The organism is Amycolatopsis sacchari, from assembly GCF_900114035.1.
In the GTDB taxonomy this organism is placed as follows: Bacteria; Actinomycetota; Actinomycetes; order Mycobacteriales; family Pseudonocardiaceae; genus Amycolatopsis_E; species Amycolatopsis_E sacchari.
Genome location: NZ_FORP01000051.1, coordinates 1 through 16,760, shown reverse-complemented (window position 1 = coordinate 16,760; position 16,760 = coordinate 1). Strand labels below are relative to the sequence as shown.

General features: G+C 69.4%; 16 protein-coding genes and 1 pseudogene. 5 read left to right on the top strand and 12 right to left on the bottom strand.

The window, feature by feature from the left end; translation table 11 throughout:
• Positions 1-539 precede the first annotated feature (539 nt).
• Positions 540-1,673: an acyl-CoA dehydrogenase family protein gene (locus tag BMZ92_RS36300; protein WP_091517221.1), complete on the bottom strand. Its 1,134-nt coding sequence runs from the start codon at positions 1,671-1,673 to the stop codon at positions 540-542.
• A gap of 71 nt (positions 1,674-1,744) precedes the next feature.
• Here BMZ92_RS36300 and BMZ92_RS36295 point away from each other — a divergent pair, with 71 nt between their 5' ends.
• From BMZ92_RS36295 to BMZ92_RS36285, 3 genes are all read left to right on the top strand, one after another.
• The gene (locus BMZ92_RS36295; RefSeq protein ID WP_091517220.1) at positions 1,745-2,350 is read left to right on the top strand and encodes a TetR/AcrR family transcriptional regulator; all 606 of its coding nucleotides are present in this window, start codon (positions 1,745-1,747) and stop codon (positions 2,348-2,350) included.
• 53 nt (positions 2,351-2,403) lie between these two features.
• On the top strand, positions 2,404-3,324 hold the full coding sequence (locus BMZ92_RS36290; protein ID WP_091517219.1) for a carbohydrate kinase family protein: 921 nt from the start codon (positions 2,404-2,406) through the stop codon (positions 3,322-3,324).
• A 193-nt stretch (positions 3,325-3,517) separates the two neighbouring features.
• A complete protein-coding gene (locus tag BMZ92_RS36285) occupies positions 3,518-4,828 on the top strand; it encodes a citrate synthase (RefSeq protein ID WP_091517218.1) in 1,311 nt (436 codons plus the stop codon).
• Positions 4,829-5,176: 348 nt separating this feature from the next.
• Here the strand turns inward: BMZ92_RS36285 and BMZ92_RS36280 are convergent, their stop codons facing one another.
• The 10 genes from BMZ92_RS36280 to BMZ92_RS36235 all read right to left on the bottom strand — a co-directional run bounded on the left by BMZ92_RS36280 (position 5,177) and on the right by BMZ92_RS36235 (position 14,423).
• Positions 5,177-6,376 (bottom strand): ABC transporter permease, encoded by a 1,200-nt coding sequence (locus tag BMZ92_RS36280; RefSeq protein ID WP_091517217.1) that lies wholly within the window; start codon positions 6,374-6,376, stop codon positions 5,177-5,179.
• Complete coding sequence (locus BMZ92_RS36275) at positions 6,373-7,281, bottom strand: ABC transporter ATP-binding protein (RefSeq protein ID WP_091517222.1); 909 nt, start codon at positions 7,279-7,281, stop codon at positions 6,373-6,375. The genes BMZ92_RS36280 and BMZ92_RS36275 overlap by 4 nt, the downstream gene beginning before the upstream one ends.
• Positions 7,281-7,790, bottom strand: coding sequence for a hypothetical protein (locus BMZ92_RS36270; protein ID WP_091517216.1), 510 nt, complete (start codon positions 7,788-7,790; stop codon positions 7,281-7,283). Before BMZ92_RS36270 ends, BMZ92_RS36275 begins: the two co-directional genes overlap by 1 nt.
• On the bottom strand, positions 7,787-8,056 hold the full coding sequence (locus BMZ92_RS36265; RefSeq protein ID WP_091517215.1) for a helix-turn-helix transcriptional regulator: 270 nt from the start codon (positions 8,054-8,056) through the stop codon (positions 7,787-7,789). The genes BMZ92_RS36270 and BMZ92_RS36265 overlap by 4 nt, the downstream gene beginning before the upstream one ends.
• Positions 8,057-8,121: 65 nt before the next feature.
• The gene (locus tag BMZ92_RS36260) at positions 8,122-8,673 is read right to left on the bottom strand and encodes a TetR/AcrR family transcriptional regulator (RefSeq protein WP_245783455.1); all 552 of its coding nucleotides are present in this window, start codon (positions 8,671-8,673) and stop codon (positions 8,122-8,124) included.
• 218 nt (positions 8,674-8,891) lie between these two features.
• On the bottom strand, positions 8,892-9,992 hold the full coding sequence (locus tag BMZ92_RS36255; RefSeq protein WP_091517213.1) for an S-(hydroxymethyl)mycothiol dehydrogenase: 1,101 nt from the start codon (positions 9,990-9,992) through the stop codon (positions 8,892-8,894).
• A 69-nt stretch (positions 9,993-10,061) separates the two neighbouring features.
• Complete coding sequence (locus tag BMZ92_RS36250) at positions 10,062-11,249, bottom strand: C39 family peptidase (protein WP_091517212.1); 1,188 nt, start codon at positions 11,247-11,249, stop codon at positions 10,062-10,064.
• 43 nt (positions 11,250-11,292) lie between these two features.
• On the bottom strand, positions 11,293-11,694 hold the full coding sequence (locus BMZ92_RS36245; RefSeq protein ID WP_091517211.1) for a PaaI family thioesterase: 402 nt from the start codon (positions 11,692-11,694) through the stop codon (positions 11,293-11,295).
• 106 nt (positions 11,695-11,800) lie between these two features.
• Complete coding sequence (locus tag BMZ92_RS36240) at positions 11,801-12,610, bottom strand: class I SAM-dependent methyltransferase (protein ID WP_091517210.1); 810 nt, start codon at positions 12,608-12,610, stop codon at positions 11,801-11,803.
• 184 nt (positions 12,611-12,794) lie between these two features.
• The gene (locus tag BMZ92_RS36235; RefSeq protein WP_091517209.1) at positions 12,795-14,423 is read right to left on the bottom strand and encodes a long-chain fatty acid--CoA ligase; all 1,629 of its coding nucleotides are present in this window, start codon (positions 14,421-14,423) and stop codon (positions 12,795-12,797) included.
• 263 nt (positions 14,424-14,686) lie between these two features.
• On the opposite strand from BMZ92_RS36235, the gene mihF reads away from it, so the two are divergent.
• Positions 14,687-14,998 (top strand): integration host factor, actinobacterial type, encoded by a 312-nt coding sequence (gene mihF, locus BMZ92_RS36230; protein ID WP_091517208.1) that lies wholly within the window; start codon positions 14,687-14,689, stop codon positions 14,996-14,998.
• 73 nt (positions 14,999-15,071) lie between these two features.
• A complete protein-coding gene (locus BMZ92_RS36225; RefSeq protein WP_091517207.1) occupies positions 15,072-16,172 on the top strand; it encodes an isochorismate synthase in 1,101 nt (366 codons plus the stop codon).
• 408 nt (positions 16,173-16,580) lie between these two features.
• On the opposite strand, the pseudogene BMZ92_RS36220 reads toward BMZ92_RS36225, so the two are convergent.
• Positions 16,581-16,760 (bottom strand): annotated as a pseudogene (locus BMZ92_RS36220) (hypothetical protein); the annotation flags it as partial.

Below are 16,760 nucleotides of genomic sequence, written 5' to 3'. Positions count from 1 at the left end.
CACATGGTAGAGAGAAAACCCCGCCACCACAGGAGCCCCGCCACGCGTGTCAGACCCCAACCCCCGCCTAACTTAGCGGTATTGGCCGGCGGGCAATACCGCTAAGTTAGTACGTTTTACCTGGTCAGGGCGTTACCGGAGGCTCTGTTCAGTCGTTCCCGCCGGTTAGGCGGTTCTCCACTTGAGACAGTCGCCGTTGCGGTTGAGGGGAATCTTCAATTGAGGCAACTGTTCTGTCGGGGTGTGACCGCTCTGTGGGCGACGCCTCCAAACGCCTCTGAGCTGCGGAAACTCGCCTAAACTTAGCGGTATTGGGCCGGCGGGCAGGCTCCAGGATGATGGACCCCAAAGGGATCTCACCTTCTCGAGGTGGTCGAGTTGAGTGATCATCCCGTCGCCTGCGGTTTGTGCATATCACTTTGAGGACCAGCCGCAAGCCTGGCAAGGCAAGCGCAAGCGAGCAGAAAGGTTGCGGCTGCCCCTCAAAGTGATCCACCGGTATCAGGCGACGGGATGATCACCCAACTCTTAGGCTTGCGTCAGAGTCGCAACTCCCGCGCGATGACCATCCGCTGGATCTGGTTCGTCCCCTCGAAGATCTGGGGGACCTTGGCCTCGCGCATGTACCGCTCGACCGGGAAGTCACGCGTGTACCCCGCACCGCCCAGCACCTGCACGGCGTCCGTGGTCACCTTCATCGCGGTGTCGGTCGCCACGAGCTTCGCGATCGAGGCCTGGCGGCGGAACGACATGCCCCGGTCGCGGCGGCGGGCGGCGTCCAGATACGTGGCGCGGGCCGAGTCGACCGCTGCCGCCATGTCGGCCAGCAGGAACTCCAGCCCCTGGAACTCGATGATCAGCTTGCCGAACTGGCTGCGGCCCTTCGCGTACGCCACCGCCTCGTCGAGGGCCGCCTGTGCCAGACCCACCGCGCACGCGGCGATACCGAGGCGTCCTGAGTCCAAAGAGGACAGAGCGATCCGCAGACCCGCGCCTTCCTGGCCGATCAACCGGTCCGCGTCAACCCGGGCGTCGGAGAAGATCATCTGTGCGGTGGTGGACCCGGTGAGGCCCATTTTCCGCTCGGGAGGCGCCGCGGTGAGTCCCGGCGTCGAGGAGTCCACCAGCAGGCACGAGATCGCGTCGTCCCCGGTGCGGACCATCGTCGTGTAGAAGTCCGCCTCGCCGCCGTGCGTGATCCACGCCTTGGTGCCGTTGACGACGTAAACGTCGCCGTCCAGCCGCGCCCGCGTCGACAGCGCCCCGGCGTCGGAACCGGCGTGCGACTCCGACAGCGCGTACGCCCCCAGCAGCTCGCCCTCCAGCATCGACGGCAGCCACCGGTCCCGCTGCTCATCCGTGCCGTGGTGCGCGAGCGCGAAGCACGACATCGTGTGCACCGACAGCCCCACGCCGACCGACATCCACGCGGCCGCGATCTCTTCGAGCACCTGCAGGTACACCTCGTACGGCACCTCGCCGCCGCACCAGCGCTCGGAGTACGGCAGCCCCAGCAGGCCCGCCTTGCCGAGCGTGCGGAACTGCTCCCGCGGGAACCGCGCCGCCTCCTCGTACTCCGCGGCCCGCGGCTTCAGCTCCTCACGCGCCAGCTCGGTGGCCAGCGCGAGCAGGTCCCGCGACTCCTGATCCGGCAACAGCCGCTCGACGGGCATGACGGCCTCCACGACGTGTACGCAAAGCAGTACTCTATAACCAAGTACAGTACAGCACATACGGTGTCCGAATGGCAGACCGCGTTCCGCTGCGTCCTCCGGGGAGCCGTCAGCTGACGGCCCGGCAGCGTGCCCTGCTCGCCGAGCTGGAGGAGTTGTTCCTGGCCGAGGGGTTCGTCCAGTTCACGCTCGACGACCTCGCGGCGAAGATGCACTGCTCGAAGTCCACCCTCTACGCGCTCGCGCCCAGCAAGGAGCAGCTCGCCGTCCGCGTCGTGGCCCACTTCTTCAAGGGCGCGGCGGACGTGCTGGAGACCCGGATCGCGGACCTGACCGACGCGCGCGAGATCATCGGCAGCTACCTCGCCGGCATCTCCGAGTACCTGCACCGCGCGTCGCCCGCCTTCATGCGGGACATCAACGACTTCGCGCCCGCGCGGGCGGCCTACGAGATGAACAGCCGCGCCGCCGCCGCGCGGATCCGCAGCTTCATCGCCCGCGGCGTCGAGGACGGGGTGTTCCGCGACGTGCACGCCACGCTCATCGCGGAGATGGCGGCCGTGCTCGTCGAGGCCATCCAGACGGGCGTCGTCGGCTCGCGCACGGGCGTCTCCGACGCCGAGGCCTTCACGGCGCTGTCCGAGCTGCTGCTCGGGGGCCTGGCGTCCCGGGGATGACAGGAAGGGACAGATCCGGCTCGGCCTGCCGGTTCCCGGGTTAGCATGCCCGTGTGATCGTGGTGGGTGGCGAGGCGCTGGTCGACCTGGTGCCGGGGAATTCCGAAGTGGACGGTGGGCTGACCGCGCTGGAGCCGAGGCTCGGCGGCGGCCCGTACAACGTGGCGCTCGCCGCCGCGCGGCTGGGGGCGCCGACAGCCTTCCTGTCCCGCATCTCGGCCGACCGGTTCGGCCAGGCGCTCCGGCAGCGCCTCACCGACTCGTATGTCGATATATCGATGGTGCAGGACGGGCCGGAGCCCACCACGCTGGCGGTCGTCGCGCTCGACGAGCACGGCTCCGCCAGCTACACCTTCTACACCGAGGGCACCGCCGACCGGCTCGTGGCCGACCCCGGACCGCTGTCCGCCGAGGTCCGCATCCTGTGCGTGGGCACCCTCGGCATGGTGCTGGAGCCCGGCGCGACGACGTACGAAACGCTCCTGCGCCGCGAGTCGGCGCGGGGCGTGCTCACCGCGCTCGACCCGAACATCCGCGCGGCGCTCATCCCCGACGCCGACGCGTACCGCGAGCGGTTCCTCTCGTGGCTGCCCGACGTGCGGCTGCTGAAGCTCTCCGTGGAGGACGCCGCGTGGCTCGCCGGGGGTGCCGACCCGATCACCGCCGCGAAGGGCTGGCTCGACGCCGGCGTGGACGCGGTCGTGCTCACGCAGGGTGCCGACGGAATCGCGGTGCACACCGCCGCGCACGAGGTTTTCGTGCCCTCCGCGCCCGCCCGGCTGGTCGACACGATCGGTGCCGGCGACACCGTGCAGGGCGCGCTGCTGGCGTGGCTGCACGAGCGGGGTGTGGGCGCGGTCACGCAGCTCGACGCCGCCGACTGGGAGGCCGCGCTGGGCTACGCGGCCCGCGCCGCGGCGATCACCGTGTCCCGGAGCGGGGCGGAACCCCCGACGGCCGCGGAAATGGTGTGAATCTGATCCCAACGGTTTGCTCTGGGTAACACAATGGCTGCGCGAAACCCCGTGATTCGACTAGCGTAAGAGGTGAATTCATACCCCAGCGGGGCGGTGTGCGGCGAGACCCCCAAGCGGTCACGCACGAACAAATGGCCGCCTGTGCGACCTGCAGGCGCCGCCGACCCGTGTGACCGTGAGAGGGACTTGCATGTCCGACGCGACTGCGGCGTCCGGCGGCAGCACGGTATCGCTGCGCCTGCCGACCGGCGAGCACGAACTCAAGGTAGTCAACGCCGTCGAGGGCGCTCCCGGTATCGAACTGGGGAAGCTGCTGGCGCAGACGGGGTACATCACCTACGACCCCGGCTTCGTCAACACCGGGTCCACCTCCTCGGCCATCACCTACATCGACGGTGACGCGGGCATCCTGCGCTACCGCGGCTACCCGATCGAGCAGCTGGCCGAGAACTCGACCTTCATCGAGGTCTCGTACCTGCTGATCTACGGCGAGCTGCCCACCCAGGCCCAGCTCGAGGACTTCACGCAGAAGATCAACCGGCACACCCTGCTGCACGAGGACCTGAAGCGGTTCTTCGACGGCTTCCCGCGTGACGCGCACCCGATGCCGGTGCTCTCCAGCGCGGTGTCCGCGCTGTCCACCTTCTACCAGGACTCGCTCAACCCGTTCGACGAACCGAACGTCGAGCTGTCCACCGTGCGCCTGCTCGCCAAGGTGCCGACGCTGGCCGCCTACGCGTACAAGAAGTCGATCGGCCAGCCGTTCCTGTACCCGGACAACTCGCTCGGCCTGGTGGAGAACTTCCTCCGGATGACCTTCGGGCTGCCGGCCGAGCCGTACGAGGTCGACCCCGACGTCGCCAAGGCGCTCGACCTGCTGTTCATCCTGCACGCCGACCACGAGCAGAACTGCTCGACCTCGACGGTCCGCCTGGTCGGCTCGTCCGAGGCGAACCTGTTCGCGAGCATCTCGGCCGGTATCAACGCCCTGTTCGGCCCGCTGCACGGCGGCGCGAACAGCGCGGTGCTGGAGATGCTGGAGGGCATCAAGGCCGACGGTGGCGACGTGTCGAACTTCGTCAACCGCGTGAAGAACAAGGAGAAGGGTGTCCGCCTGATGGGCTTCGGGCACCGGGTCTACAAGAACTACGACCCGCGCGCGAAGATCATCAAGGCGACGGCGGACCAGATCCTGAACAAGCTGGGCGTCAACGACCAGCTGCTGGACATCGCGAAGACGCTCGAAGAGACCGCGCTGTCGGACGACTACTTCGTCGAGCGGAAGCTGTACCCGAACGTCGACTTCTACACCGGTCTGATCTACCGGGCGCTCGGCTTCCCGACGAAGTTCTTCACCGTCCTGTTCGCGCTCGGCCGGCTGCCCGGCTGGATCGCGCACTGGCGCGAGATGATCAACGACCCGGCCACCAAGATCGGCCGGCCGCGCCAGATCTACACCGGCGAGAAGGAGCGGGACTACGTCCGCATCTCCGAGCGCTGAGTAGAGCCGAAATCGGGCGCCTTCCCCACCGGGGAGGCGCCTTTTTTCGTCGCCGGGCTTGCCGACCGAAGTGGACGGACGAGTGCGTGCGGGACGGTTGAGCGGGGTGGCCGGGTCGTCGACCACCCCGCCGGAGTCGATCAGCCGCCAGGCCAAGTGCGGGGACCTTGCGGCGCCCGATGAGCCGAGCACCATCGCCGCGAGCCGGGCTGACCAGCGGCACGACCTCGACGCTCGTGTCGGCGGGCGGGTTCAGCCCGACGGCGTAGGCCGCACCGGCAGTGGCCTCGCTCGCCGGACCGGGCGTGGCGAGCCCGGCAGCCGGAACAGGCACCGGAGCCCGAGGTGTCAGCCGCGCAGCGCGGTCATCAGCTTGAGCCTGCTGCCCGTGTGCAGCACGGCGTTGCGGTAGACGCGGCTGCCCAGCCAGGTCAGCAGCGCGCCCAGCGCGACCGTGAGCACGAGCGACAGCCCGACCTCCCAGCCCGGCGCGGAACCGGCCGCCATCCGGCCCGGCATCAGGATCGGCGAGAACAGCGGGACCAGCGACAGCACCCGCCCCAGCGCGCCGTCCGGGCTCTGCAGCAGCACGTTGAACCCGACGACGAACCCGAGCGTGAGCACCATCGTCACCGGCGTGATCACCGAAGCCGCGTCCTCCTGGCGCGACACGAGCGAGCCCGCCGCCGCGTACACCGTGGCGTAGAGGAAGAACCCGACGACGTACCAGACCACGCCCCACGCCGCGGTACCGGTCGCCACGCCGGACAGCGTCAGCACGCCCGTGCCGCCCGCCATCGCGAGCCCGACCGCCGCGAGTATCACGATCTGCACCAGCCCGACGAGCCCCAGGCCGAGCACCTTGCCGAGCATCAGCTGCCACGGCCGCACGGTCGACAGCAGGATCTCCACGACCCTGCTGGCCTTCTCCTCGATCACGCCCTGCGCCACGAACGCCCCGTAGGTCTGGATGCCGAAGAACAACAGGAACACCGTGATCAGGCCGATCGCCAGCCGCTGCCCGCGCTCGGGGTCCGGCGGTTCGAGCGGGTTGAGCGTCACCTTCGCCGAGTCGACCTCACGCATCACCTGCGCCGGGTCCAGGTCGGCCTCCACGAGCTTCGCGTCGAGCACCTGCTGCCGCGCGATCCCGTTCAGCACCGCCTGCAGCTGTGAGTCCAAATCGGACTTGACGAACACCTGCAGCGCGGCGGCGTTCCCGGAGACGAGCACGTCGAGGTCCCCGTTGCGGACCTCCGCCTTGCCCTGCTCGAGATCCGGCACCGTCCTGGTCTGGACCTCCTGGCCGGTCTGCGCCGCGGCCGCCGTCAGCTGCTGCGCTATCCCGGTCGCCTGGCCGGTGAGGCCCACGGTCGACTTGCTCGCGTTGCCGATCAGCGTCGCCTGCAGCAGCAGGTAGCCGCCGAGGACGAGCAGGATGACGAGCGTCCCGACGTAGAACGACCGGGCGCGGAGCCGGGTGTTCAGCTCGCGCCGGGCGACCAGTCCCACGGCCTTCAACGGTGGCAACGCGCTGGGCGCGGTCATCGGTCTCCCCCCGAAACGGTGGTCCGGAACAACTCGGTCAGCGACGGGCGCTCGTGGTGGAACTCGTGCACCGGGCCGGTCGCGAGCGCGGCGTTGAGCACGGGCTGGTCGTCGGTGCCCGGCTCCAGTTCCAGCACGGTCTTCCCCGGCTCGTCGGACAGCACCCGCACACCGTCGAGGTCCACGGCCCAGCCCGGCTCCGCCCCGGGAGCCCGCACGACGAGCCGCGAAGCCGCGTTCGCGGTCAGCTCGTCCACGCTGCCGGTCGCCACCATCCGTCCACTTCGGATGATCCCGATGCGGTCGCAGAGCCGCTCGACGAGATCGAGCTGGTGGCTGGAGAACACGACCGGCACGCCGCTCGCGGCCTTTTCCTTGAGCACCGCGCTCATCACGTCCACCGCGATCGGGTCCAGGCCCGAGAACGGCTCGTCGAGCACGAGCACCGCGGGGTCGTGCACCAGGGCGGCCGCCAGCTGGACGCGTTGCTGGTTGCCGAGGCTGAGCTTCTGCACCTCGTCGAGACGCCGTTCGCCGAGGCCGAGCCTGCTGATCCAGTTTTCCGCGCTGCGGTGGGCTTCGCTCGTGCTGAGCCCGTGCAGTTCGGCGAGGTACACGAGCTGGTCGAGCACCTTCATCTTCGGGTACAGCCCGCGTTCCTCCGGCATGTAGCCGATCCTGGTGCGCATCCGCGCGGTGATCGGCTCGCCGCCGAAGCGGACCTCGCCGGAGTCGGCGGCGAGCACGCCGAGCGCGATGCGCATCGCCGTGGTCTTCCCGGCGCCGTTGCTGCCGACGAAGCCGAACAGCTCGCCGGCGCGCACGTCGAACGAGACGCCGGCGAGCGCGACCGTGTCGCCGTAGCGTTTGGCCACCTGGTCGAGTTCCAGGTCGGGCAAGGGAATCAATCCTCCGTGACGTCGTCGGGGAGCGTCCAGCCGAGCAGGACGGTGGGCACGGACGTGCCGAGCAGCAGCAGTGCCGCCAGCATGAAGCCGCCGCGCGAGGCGGCGTCGGGCCGGCCGGTGATCGCGATGAGGTAGCACACCGCCGCGATCATCAACACGACCAGCACCTGGTAGCCGACGTAAGTGACGCGGTGGCGCCATTCCCGCTCGCGCTCGTCGAGCAGGGCCGAAAACGAGCTGGACATCTTGCCGGTCAGGATGCGCAGCAACACGAACGCGACCAGCCACACCAGGTAACCAAGGCACCACAAGCCGGTGAAAACGAGGTCGCGCCGCCAGAGCGCCGCGATCGCGACCATCGCCGAACCGCTGACGACGAGCATCACCGCCAGCGCTCGCCGGTGCTTCCTCGTGCGCCAGCCCGGTAATCGCCGTGCGCGTCGGCGTTCGCGTTCTTCGAGGTGCGCGTAGAACGCCTCCCTGCTCCTGGCGAACACCACGGTCATCCCTCCCCCTTGCGGTAGACCTGTGTGGACAGTGGCGGGAACGGCTGCCGGTTGAACACCGCTTCGACCGGCAGGCCGAACACGTCGCAGATGCGCAGCGCGAGGTCGAGGCTCGGGTAGTGGTCCCCCCGTTCCAGCGCGCCGATCGTCTGCGGGTTCACCTCGACGGCCTCCGCGAGCGCGGCGCGGCTCATCCCGCGCTCCGCCCGCAGCACCTGGAGCCGGTTGTAGATCGGCAGCTCTTTGCCCCGTCTCACCGGACTCATGCAACATACTGTTGCAAAAACCCAACGGGACGGCAAGCAGTTTTTCCGGATCGCCGTCCCGTGCTTCAGGGGCGCAGCGCGGCGTCCAGGTGGTTCGCCATCTCGTTCAGCACCGCCTTCGGGTCCAGGTCCCGCGTCGCCGCCCGCAATGACAGGACAAAGGTCTGGACCACTAGCATCACGACCCGTGCCTGCGCAGGCAGGTCGCCGTCCCGGATGGACCCGTCCGCCCGGCCGGCTTCGAGGTGCTCGCGCACGACCTGCTCGCCGACGCGCTGCGTGCCGCCGAGCCGGTCCACCATGTACGGCAGCAGCAGTTCCGTGTCGACGTCGATGACCGTGCGCATCAGGTCGTCGGCGTTGAGCAGGCGCACTGCCGCGACCGCGCTGCGCACGAGCCGTTGCCGCGCGGTCTGCGCGCCCGCGCCCTCGGCGCTCGCGCGGTGCAGCAACGCACCGAACTCCCGGGTCATCAGGGCGGACAGCACGCTGCGCACGTCCGGGAACCGCCGGTACAGCGTCATCCGGCTGACCTTCGCCGTGCGCGCGATTTCCGCGAGCGTCGCCCGTTTCAGCCCGACGGCGAGCACGCACTGCCTCGCCGCGTCGAGCAGCACGTCGTCCGAGACACGGGTCGTGGTCTGCCGGGAACGCGCGTGCGCGAGGCTGGATGCGCGTGCAGATGAACGTGCATTCCCCCCGGAGGACTCGGAAGACAGTGGGCGGTACCGTCCGAACGCAGTGTGACCGTCATCGTCCATGTGTCACCGTGCCCTCTTCACGTTTCAGGCGCGCGATATTAGACGATCACGGTGTCTGTCGCCCGTGAGGGTGGTCAGCCGAACTCGACGACGCTCCGCAGGACCTCTCCCTTGTGCATCCGCTCGAAGGCGTGCTCCACACCGTCCACCGCGATCCGCTCGGTCACGAACTTGTCCAGCGGCAGCCTGCCCTGCAGGTACAGGTCCACCAGCATCGGGAAATCACGCGAGGGCAGGCAGTCGCCGTACCACGAGGACTTCAGCGAGCCACCACGCGAGAAGAAGTCGATGAGCGGCACGTCGTCCAGCCGCATGTCGGGCGTGGGCACCCCGACCAGCACGACGGTGCCCGCCAGGTCGCGCCCGTAGAACGCCTGCTTCCACGTCTCCGGCCTGCCCACGGCGTCGATCACGACGTCCGCGCCGAACGACTCGGTGAGGTCCTGGATCGCCTCGACCACTTCGTCCTGCGACTTCCCGCGCGAGTTGAGCGTGTGCGTCGCGCCGAAGCCCTTGGCCCACTCCAGTTTCCGGTCGTCGGTGTCGATCGCGATGACCTTCCGCGCGCCCGCGAGGTGCGCACCGGCGATGGCCGCGTCCCCGACACCACCGCACCCGATCACCGCGACGGTGTCCCCGCGCCCGACCGCGCCGGTGTTGATCGCCGCGCCGATCCCGGCCATCACGCCGCAGCCCAGCAGCCCCGCGACCGCGGGTTCGGCGGCCGGGTCGACCTTCGTGCACTGCCCGGCGTGCACGAGCGTCTTCTCCAGGAAGGCCCCGATGCCCAGCGCCGGGGTGAGCTTCGTGCCGTCGGTCAGCGTCATCGCCTGCGCGGCGTTGTGGGTGTTGAAGCAGTACCACGGCTTGCCGCGGCGGCACGCGCGGCAGACACCGCACACCGCACGCCAGTTCAGGATCACGTAGTCACCGGGCGCGAGGTCCGTGACGCCCTCGCCGACCTGCTCGACGAACCCCGCGGCCTCGTGGCCCAGCAGGAAGGGGAACTCGTCGTTGATCCCGCCCTCGCGGTAGTGCAGGTCCGTGTGGCACACCCCGCACGCCTTGACGGACACCACCGCCTCGCCCGGACCGGGGTCGGGTACGACGACCGTCTCCAGCGAGACCGGCTCACCCTTCGCGCGGGACACGACTCCCTGGACCTCGTGCGGCATCTGCGACCACCTTCCTCGCTGTTCGCTCCTCCCGCAGCTTGCCAGAAAATATGCGCATGTGGCGACGTGTCACGGTGTGATGAGGTAGGCGATGCCACCGGAACCGCTCGCCACGGAACCGTCCGCCGTGTAGCGCTTCGTCCGCTGCCACACGGTCTCGAACTGCGCGCGCTTGTACACCGTGCGCACGTTGGCGTTGCTGTTCGCGGCCGGGTCGTTGGTGATCACGTCGCCGTTCTCCGTGAACCCGATGACGACCATGATGTGCCCCGACGTGCCGTAGCCGGCGTTGTCGAGCTCGTCCGCGCGGAACGACAGGGACGTGATCACCGGGATGCCGCGGGCGATGTAGCCCTCCAGCTCGGCGAGCGAGTGCAGGCGCGTGATGTGCCCGCGCAGCCCGAACTCGGCGGCGTAGGCGGTGTTGAACGGCCAGTTGCCGGTGCCCTCGTAGGAGTAGTCGTAGGTCTGGCGGGCCGCGTAGTCGACCGTGCGGTCCACGTAGTCGGCGGGGATCCAGGACAGCTGTTCCTCGCTGGGGCGGCGGCCCCAGTACTCGACGACCATCTCCGTCGCGGTGGGGCTGCACCAGTTCTCGCCGCCGCCACCGTACTCCGGGAAGTGTCCTTTGTGGAGGTTCTGCGCATACGGCGGGACGGGTAGTTCGACACCCCGCGCGCGGCCCGGCGGTGACACGGGCACCTCGAACCGGTCGGGCACGTACGACGTCATCGCGCCCAGCGAGCGCACCGTCGGCGCCTGGGCGCCGGGTTCGCGGTAGAGCGTGAGCCGCAGGCGGTAGGACCGCAGCGTCACGCCGGGTTTGGTGACCAGCGTGTCGACGTCCACCTTCGCGTTCGCGTCGTCCTGCCCGTCGACGCTGGTGCGCTTGAACTCCGTGTCGTCGCTCGCCCAGCGGCCCAGCACGTACCACGCCGTCTCGGCGCCGGCGTTCGTCTCGCCCTGCGCCTCGACCTGCAGCCACGTGTGCGGCGGGGTCTGCGCGTTCCAGGACGCGATGAGCTGCGTCGCGCCGAAGCCGGGCCGGTGGACGGGGGAGGTCCACCGCTCGTACTCGTACGTGCGGCCGTCGAAGCTGGCCGTGCCCGCGGGACGCGCCCGCGGGTGGTGCCATTCCCGGTAGTCGACGGCCTCGTCGGCGCGGCCGGGCACCGCGCCGGCTGGAACTGCGGTCACCGTGGTCATAATCGCGATCGCGAGCACGATGAGCAAGCGACTGGCGCGGGTGCGGGTCATCGGGAAATTGTCCCGCCGGACGGCTTTCCGGTGAAGCTTTTCCTTACGAAAGTACTGCCTGCGTCTGCGTCACCTTCGCCACGAGCTTGCCCGCGTCGTCCCGGATCTCCGTTTCCACGACGACCACCGTGCGGCCGGTGTGCAACGGGCGGGCGGTCGCGGTCGCGTACCCCTCCCGCACGGCGCGCAGGAAGTTCGTCTTCGACTCGATGGTCGTCGTGCCCTTCGCGCCGTCCGGCAGGTTCAGGAACGCGCACACCGCGGCCGTCGCGTCCGCGAGCGACATCAGCACGCCGCCGTGCAGGACACCGCCCAGCGTGCAGAGGGACTCCTCCCACGCCAGGCGGGCCCGCACGACCTCACGGCCGTGCTCCAGCACCTCGACACCCAGCCGCTCGGTGAACGGCATGGTCTTGTGGAACAGCGCCGTACCCTCGTCGTCCATTCCCGTCAGGGTACGACAGCTCGCACTGTCGAGGCTGATGTCCGGCACGACGCCGCACGTGTCGCAGACGTCCCGGGCTCGCGGATGCCGGGCGGGTGCGAGGGGACTACGCCACCTCGGCCCAGGCGGCCACGAGGTCGGCCGTCCAGGCCGTCGCCTCAGCCGCCCTGAACTCTTCGGCCAGGCGGCCTTCCAGGTCGTCGATGGCGGCTTCGGCCTCGCTGACCAGACCGTGTGCGACCGCCAGCGGCAGGACGCTGCGCGCCGTGGCCGCGAAGTACCCGGGCATCGCCGAATCGGCCAGGCCGCCCGCGCCGGCGGCGGCGATGCCGCGCACCGGCAGGCCGGCTGCCGTGAGGATGGAGGAGACCCGATCGCCCGTGTCCGGGTCGGCGCCCCCGCTGCGGACCGCCTCGAAAACCCACTGCGCGGTCTTGGTGAGCAACGGGGTCGGTGGCACCGACCGGCACCGGGAAAGGACGCACTCCTGGAAGGTCACCATGCCTCCGGGACGGACATGGTGGCTGAGCGCGCGCACGGTCTCGGCAGGCTCCGGCAGGTGCATCAGGATCAGCCGGCCCGCCAGCGCGTCGACGCGCTCGTCCAGCCGCAACTCCCGCAAGTCCGCCTGCATGAACGACACGTTGCTCAGTCCGGCTTCGTCCGCGCGGGTCGCGGCCACGTCGAGCACGGCCGCGTCGACATCGACGCCGAGCACCGATCCGGCCGGGCCCACGATCCCGGAGAGCAACCGGCTCACGTCCCCCGCGCCGCAGCCGACGTCGAGCACTCGCATTCCCGGCGCGATGCCGGCGAGCCGGAACAGGTGCGCACTGTGCTCGGCGAAGATAGCCCCCTGCACCCGCAGCCGTTCGGTCTCCGCTGTGTTGCGGCCCATCACGTACTCGTCGGTCATGCGGCCAGTCTCACCTGCCGCGGGCCCACCGGACAGGGCAGGCAAACGAAAAGGTATTGAGACCGGTCCCTTTGGGTAGCGGCCTTACGAGGAGGTCCTCCCGGTCGGGCAGCCTGGAGGCCTGCCCCGACCAGGAGGCGATGTGGGAATCACGAAAACGCGAAAGTCGTCGGATCGTGGTCCATCAGAAGTGCTTCACGTCCAGCTTGCCCTCGGAGTTCAGCGCCCGCAGGCGCTTCTTGTCGAACTTGCCGACGCTCGTCTTCGGGACCTCCTCGATGAAGGTCCAGTGCTCGGGCAGCTGCCACTTCGCGACCTTGTCCGCGAGGAAGTCCCGCAGCTCCTCCGCCGTCACCTCCTGGCCCTGGCGCACGACGACCGCGACCAGCGGGCGCTCGTCCCACTTCTCGTCGGGCACGCCGATCACCGCGGCCTCGGCCACCGCCGGGTGGCCCATCACGGCGTTCTCCAGGTCCACCGAGGAGATCCACTCACCGCCGGACTTGATGACGTCCTTCGAGCGGTCGGTGAGCGTGAGGTAGCCGTCCGGGCTGATCTTGCCGACGTCGCCGGTGCGCAGCCAGCCGTCGTGGAACTTGCCCGGGTCCACCGACTCGCCGCCGTAGTAGGACGCCGCGACCCACGGCCCCCGCACCTCCAGCTCGCCGACGGACTCGTTGTCCCACGGCAGTTCCTGGCCGTCGTCGCCGATGAGCCGGGCCGTGACGCCGGCCGGGAAGCGGCCCTGGGTGTAGCGGTAGGCCCAGGCCTGCTCGCCCGTCGCCGACTTCGGCGGCCGGGCCACGCTGCCCAGCGGGGACGTCTCCGTCATGCCCCACGCGTGCAGGATGGGGACGTCGTAGCGCTCCTGGAAGGCGTGCATGAGCGACGGCGGGGCGGCCGACCCACCGACGACGACCTCGCGCAGGTGCGAGATGTCCTGCGGGTTCGCGTCGAGGTGCTGCAGCAGGCCCTGCCAGATCGTCGGCACGGCACCGGCGAAGGTCGGCTTCTCGGCGGCGAGCAGCTGGGCGATCGGGGCGGGCTGGAGGAACCGGTCCGGCAGCACGAGCGACGCGCCGATCATCAGCGCCGCGTACGGCAGGCCCCACGCCATCGCGTGGAACATCGGCACGATCGCGAGCGCCTTGTCGTCCTCGGCCAGCCGCATGCTGTCGGTCATGCAGACCTGCATCGAGTGCAGCCAGATCGACCGGTGCGAGTACGCGACACCCTTCGGGTCACCGGTCGTGCCCGACGTGTAACACATCGCGGCCGTCGACCGCTCGTCCACCTCGGGCCAGTCGAAGGTGTCCGGCTGGGCGGCGAGCAGTTCGTCGTAGGAGTGCACCTCGACGCCGTCCGGCGCCTGGAGCGTCGACGCGTCACCGTTCGCGACGATGACGTGACGGACGGTCTTCAACTGGGGGAGCTGCTTGGCCAGCAGCGGGACCAGGGTGCCGTCGACGAGCACGACCTGGTCCTCGGCGTGGTTGGCGACGAACGCCAGCTGCTCCGGGAACAACCGGATGTTGAGGGTGTGCAGCACCGCGCCCATGGCCGGGATCGCGCAGTAGGCGGCCATGTGCTCCGCGTTGTTCCACATGAAGGTGCCGACGCGCTGGTCCCCCGTGATACCGAGGCCGCGCAGCGCGTTGGCCAGCCGGGCGGACCGTTTGCCCAGGTCGGCGAAGGTCTGCCGGCGGGCGCCGGATTCGGTCCAGGTCACGATTTCGCTCGCGGCGTGCACTGTGCTGGCGTGGCGCAGCAGGGTGCCGATGGAGAGGTGTCCGTCCTGCATCGTGCTGAGCATGGGGCTACTCCCGGGCGGCTCGGTTCGACGGTGAACAGCGGTTGCTCGAACTGTATGTGGTAGATCGTGCTGCCCGCCACAACCGCGTGACCCCTCCCCGACCGGGCGAGACCGCGCGTGTCGATTTCGCGGCATCGGCCCAGGTGGCGTTTACTGAGGCCGTGGACCAGACGGCCTGGCCAGCGCTTGCTCGTGCAAGCACAAAGCTGGGTGCCCGGTCGTCGCCGCGAGAGCGGACATCCGATACAGGAAGGACAAGTACGTTGGCTCTGCCTACGTTGACCCCGGAGCAGCGTGCGGAAGCTCTGGCCAAGGCGGCTGAGGCTCGCAAGGCGCGTTCCGAGCTGCTCGCCTCCATCAAGTCCGGCCAGCAGAGCATCGACAAGGTGCTGCTGAAGGCCAAGGAGGACAAGACCATCGGCAAGACGAAGGTCACGCAGCTGCTGAAGGCCGTCCCCGGGCTCGGCGCCGTCAAGGTCGCGGCGCTGCTGGAGCAGGCCGGCATCGACCCGGACCGCCGCGCGGCCGGGCTCGGCGAGCGCCAGCGCGAAGCGCTCATCGACGCGCTGAAGTAAGGCCGTGCCGGTGGGCACGTGACGCGAGGCACTCCGCGCCACGTGCCCACCGAAGTGCGCCCACAATGGGGGTGTGGACACGCTCGCGGACTACCGGCCCGGCGATTTCTACTTCGGCACCTCGCGGCGCACCATCCTGGGCCGCGGGGCGAAGCGGACCTTCACCGACTCCGATGTGACGGCTCTGAGTGAGGCCGTCCCGGCCGCGCTGGAGCCGGGCTCCCTGGCTGTCGGCGTGCTGCCGTTCGACACGGCGGTCGCGCCCGGCCACCTCGTTCTTCCGGAGACCGTGCGGATCGCCGGTCCCGTCCAGCCCGCGCACCGGCTGCCCGTGGGGGCGCCGAGCGCCGTGCGGGCCGTGCCCGAGCCGGTCCGGCACGCCGAGGCCGTGGCGAGCGCCATCAAGATCCTCAAGGACGGCGGGTTGCGCAAGGTCGTCCTGGCCCGCGCGCTCGACGTGGACTTCGACGGCGGTGTGTCGGTCGAGGCGATCCTGCACAACCTGGCCGCGGACAAGGCCGGTTCCTACACGTACGCGGCGGGCCTGCCGAGCGGCCGCAACCTCGTCGGTGCGACGCCCGAGCTGCTGTTGTCGCGGGTCGGGGGGCAGGTGGTCTCCCACCCGCACGCCGGTTCCGCACCCCGGTCGGCGGACCCGGTGACGGACCGCGAGAACGCCGAGACGCTGGCGTCGTCGCGGAAGGACCACATCGAGCACGCGGTCCTGACCGAGGCGATCGTCGAGACGCTGCGGCCGTTCTGCCGTTCCCTGGACGTGCCCCGCGAGCCGTCCCTCGTGTCGACGCCCACGATGTGGCACCTCGGCACGGTCGTGACCGGCGAGCTCGTGGACAGGGACGTGACGGCCCTGCACCTCGCGGCCGCCCTGCACCCGACCCCGGCGATCTGCGGCACCCCGACCGAAGCCGCCCGGCAGCTGGTGGGCGAACTGGAGCCGTTCGACCGCGGGTACTACGCCGGGGCGGTCGGCTGGATGAACTCCGAGGGCGATGGGGAGTGGGCGGTGTCGATCCGGTGCGCGGAGGTGGCGGAGCGGTCCCTGCGGCTGTACGCCGGGGGCGGGATCGTCCCGGCTTCGGATCCGAAGGCGGAGCTGGACGAGACCTCGGCGAAGTTTCAGACCTTGTTGCGGGCCATGGGGTTGGAGTTGTAGGAGCCACCAAGAGTTGGGTGATCATCCCGTCGCCTGACACCGGTGGATCACTTTGAGGGGCAGCCGCAACCTTTCTCGAGACCGGCGGTTGCCTTGCCAGGCTTGCGGCTGGTCCTCAAAGTGATATGCACAAACCGCAGGCGACGGGATGATCACTCAACTCGACCACCTCGAGAAGGTGAGATCCCTTTGGGGTCCATCATCCTGGAGCCTGCCCGCCGGCCAATACCGCTAAGTTAGGCGGTTTGGGTGAGGAGTCGGATGCGTGGTGGCTGGGGGTATGTGGTGGTGTGGTGGTGGGGTTTTTTGGTTTTGTAGTGGAGTACTCTGGCGCGTTTGACTACGCGGGGGTGGCTGCGTTGTCGCCGGGTGGGTGGGTAGGTCTTTTCGAGTATTTCTGTCAGGGTTTCATGAAGTGCGGCGCGGCGGCGTTGAGGGGGAAAAATCCGCCTGGTTGGTGACCTGGCGGCGGATGATGCGGAGTGAGCGGGTGAAGGAGAGTTGATCGGGGTCGAGGTCAGCCTGGTCGGCGGCGCGGGTCATCAGGTGCCGGATGCTGTAGTGGGTGAGCAGGAGTGCCCAGATTTC

Coding starts and splice junctions, on each gene's coding strand:
- BMZ92_RS36255 (WP_091517213.1), bottom strand. CDS start 9,992: ATGCCGCACGAGGTCCAGGGAGTCGTGTCCCGCGCGAAGGGTGAGCCG.
- BMZ92_RS36300 (WP_091517221.1), bottom strand. CDS start 1,673: ATGCCCGTCGAGCGGCTGTTGCCGGATCAGGAGTCGCGGGACCTGCTC.
- BMZ92_RS36280 (WP_091517217.1), bottom strand. CDS start 6,376: ATGACCGCGCCCAGCGCGTTGCCACCGTTGAAGGCCGTGGGACTGGTC.
- BMZ92_RS36285 (WP_091517218.1), top strand. CDS start 3,518: ATGTCCGACGCGACTGCGGCGTCCGGCGGCAGCACGGTATCGCTGCGC.
- BMZ92_RS36270 (WP_091517216.1), bottom strand. CDS start 7,790: ATGACCGTGGTGTTCGCCAGGAGCAGGGAGGCGTTCTACGCGCACCTC.
- BMZ92_RS36240 (WP_091517210.1), bottom strand. CDS start 12,610: ATGACCGACGAGTACGTGATGGGCCGCAACACAGCGGAGACCGAACGG.
- BMZ92_RS36245 (WP_091517211.1), bottom strand. CDS start 11,694: ATGGACGACGAGGGTACGGCGCTGTTCCACAAGACCATGCCGTTCACC.
- BMZ92_RS36295 (WP_091517220.1), top strand. CDS start 1,745: ATGGCAGACCGCGTTCCGCTGCGTCCTCCGGGGAGCCGTCAGCTGACG.
- BMZ92_RS36235 (WP_091517209.1), bottom strand. CDS start 14,423: ATGCTCAGCACGATGCAGGACGGACACCTCTCCATCGGCACCCTGCTG.
- BMZ92_RS36250 (WP_091517212.1), bottom strand. CDS start 11,249: ATGACCCGCACCCGCGCCAGTCGCTTGCTCATCGTGCTCGCGATCGCG.
- BMZ92_RS36265 (WP_091517215.1), bottom strand. CDS start 8,056: ATGAGTCCGGTGAGACGGGGCAAAGAGCTGCCGATCTACAACCGGCTC.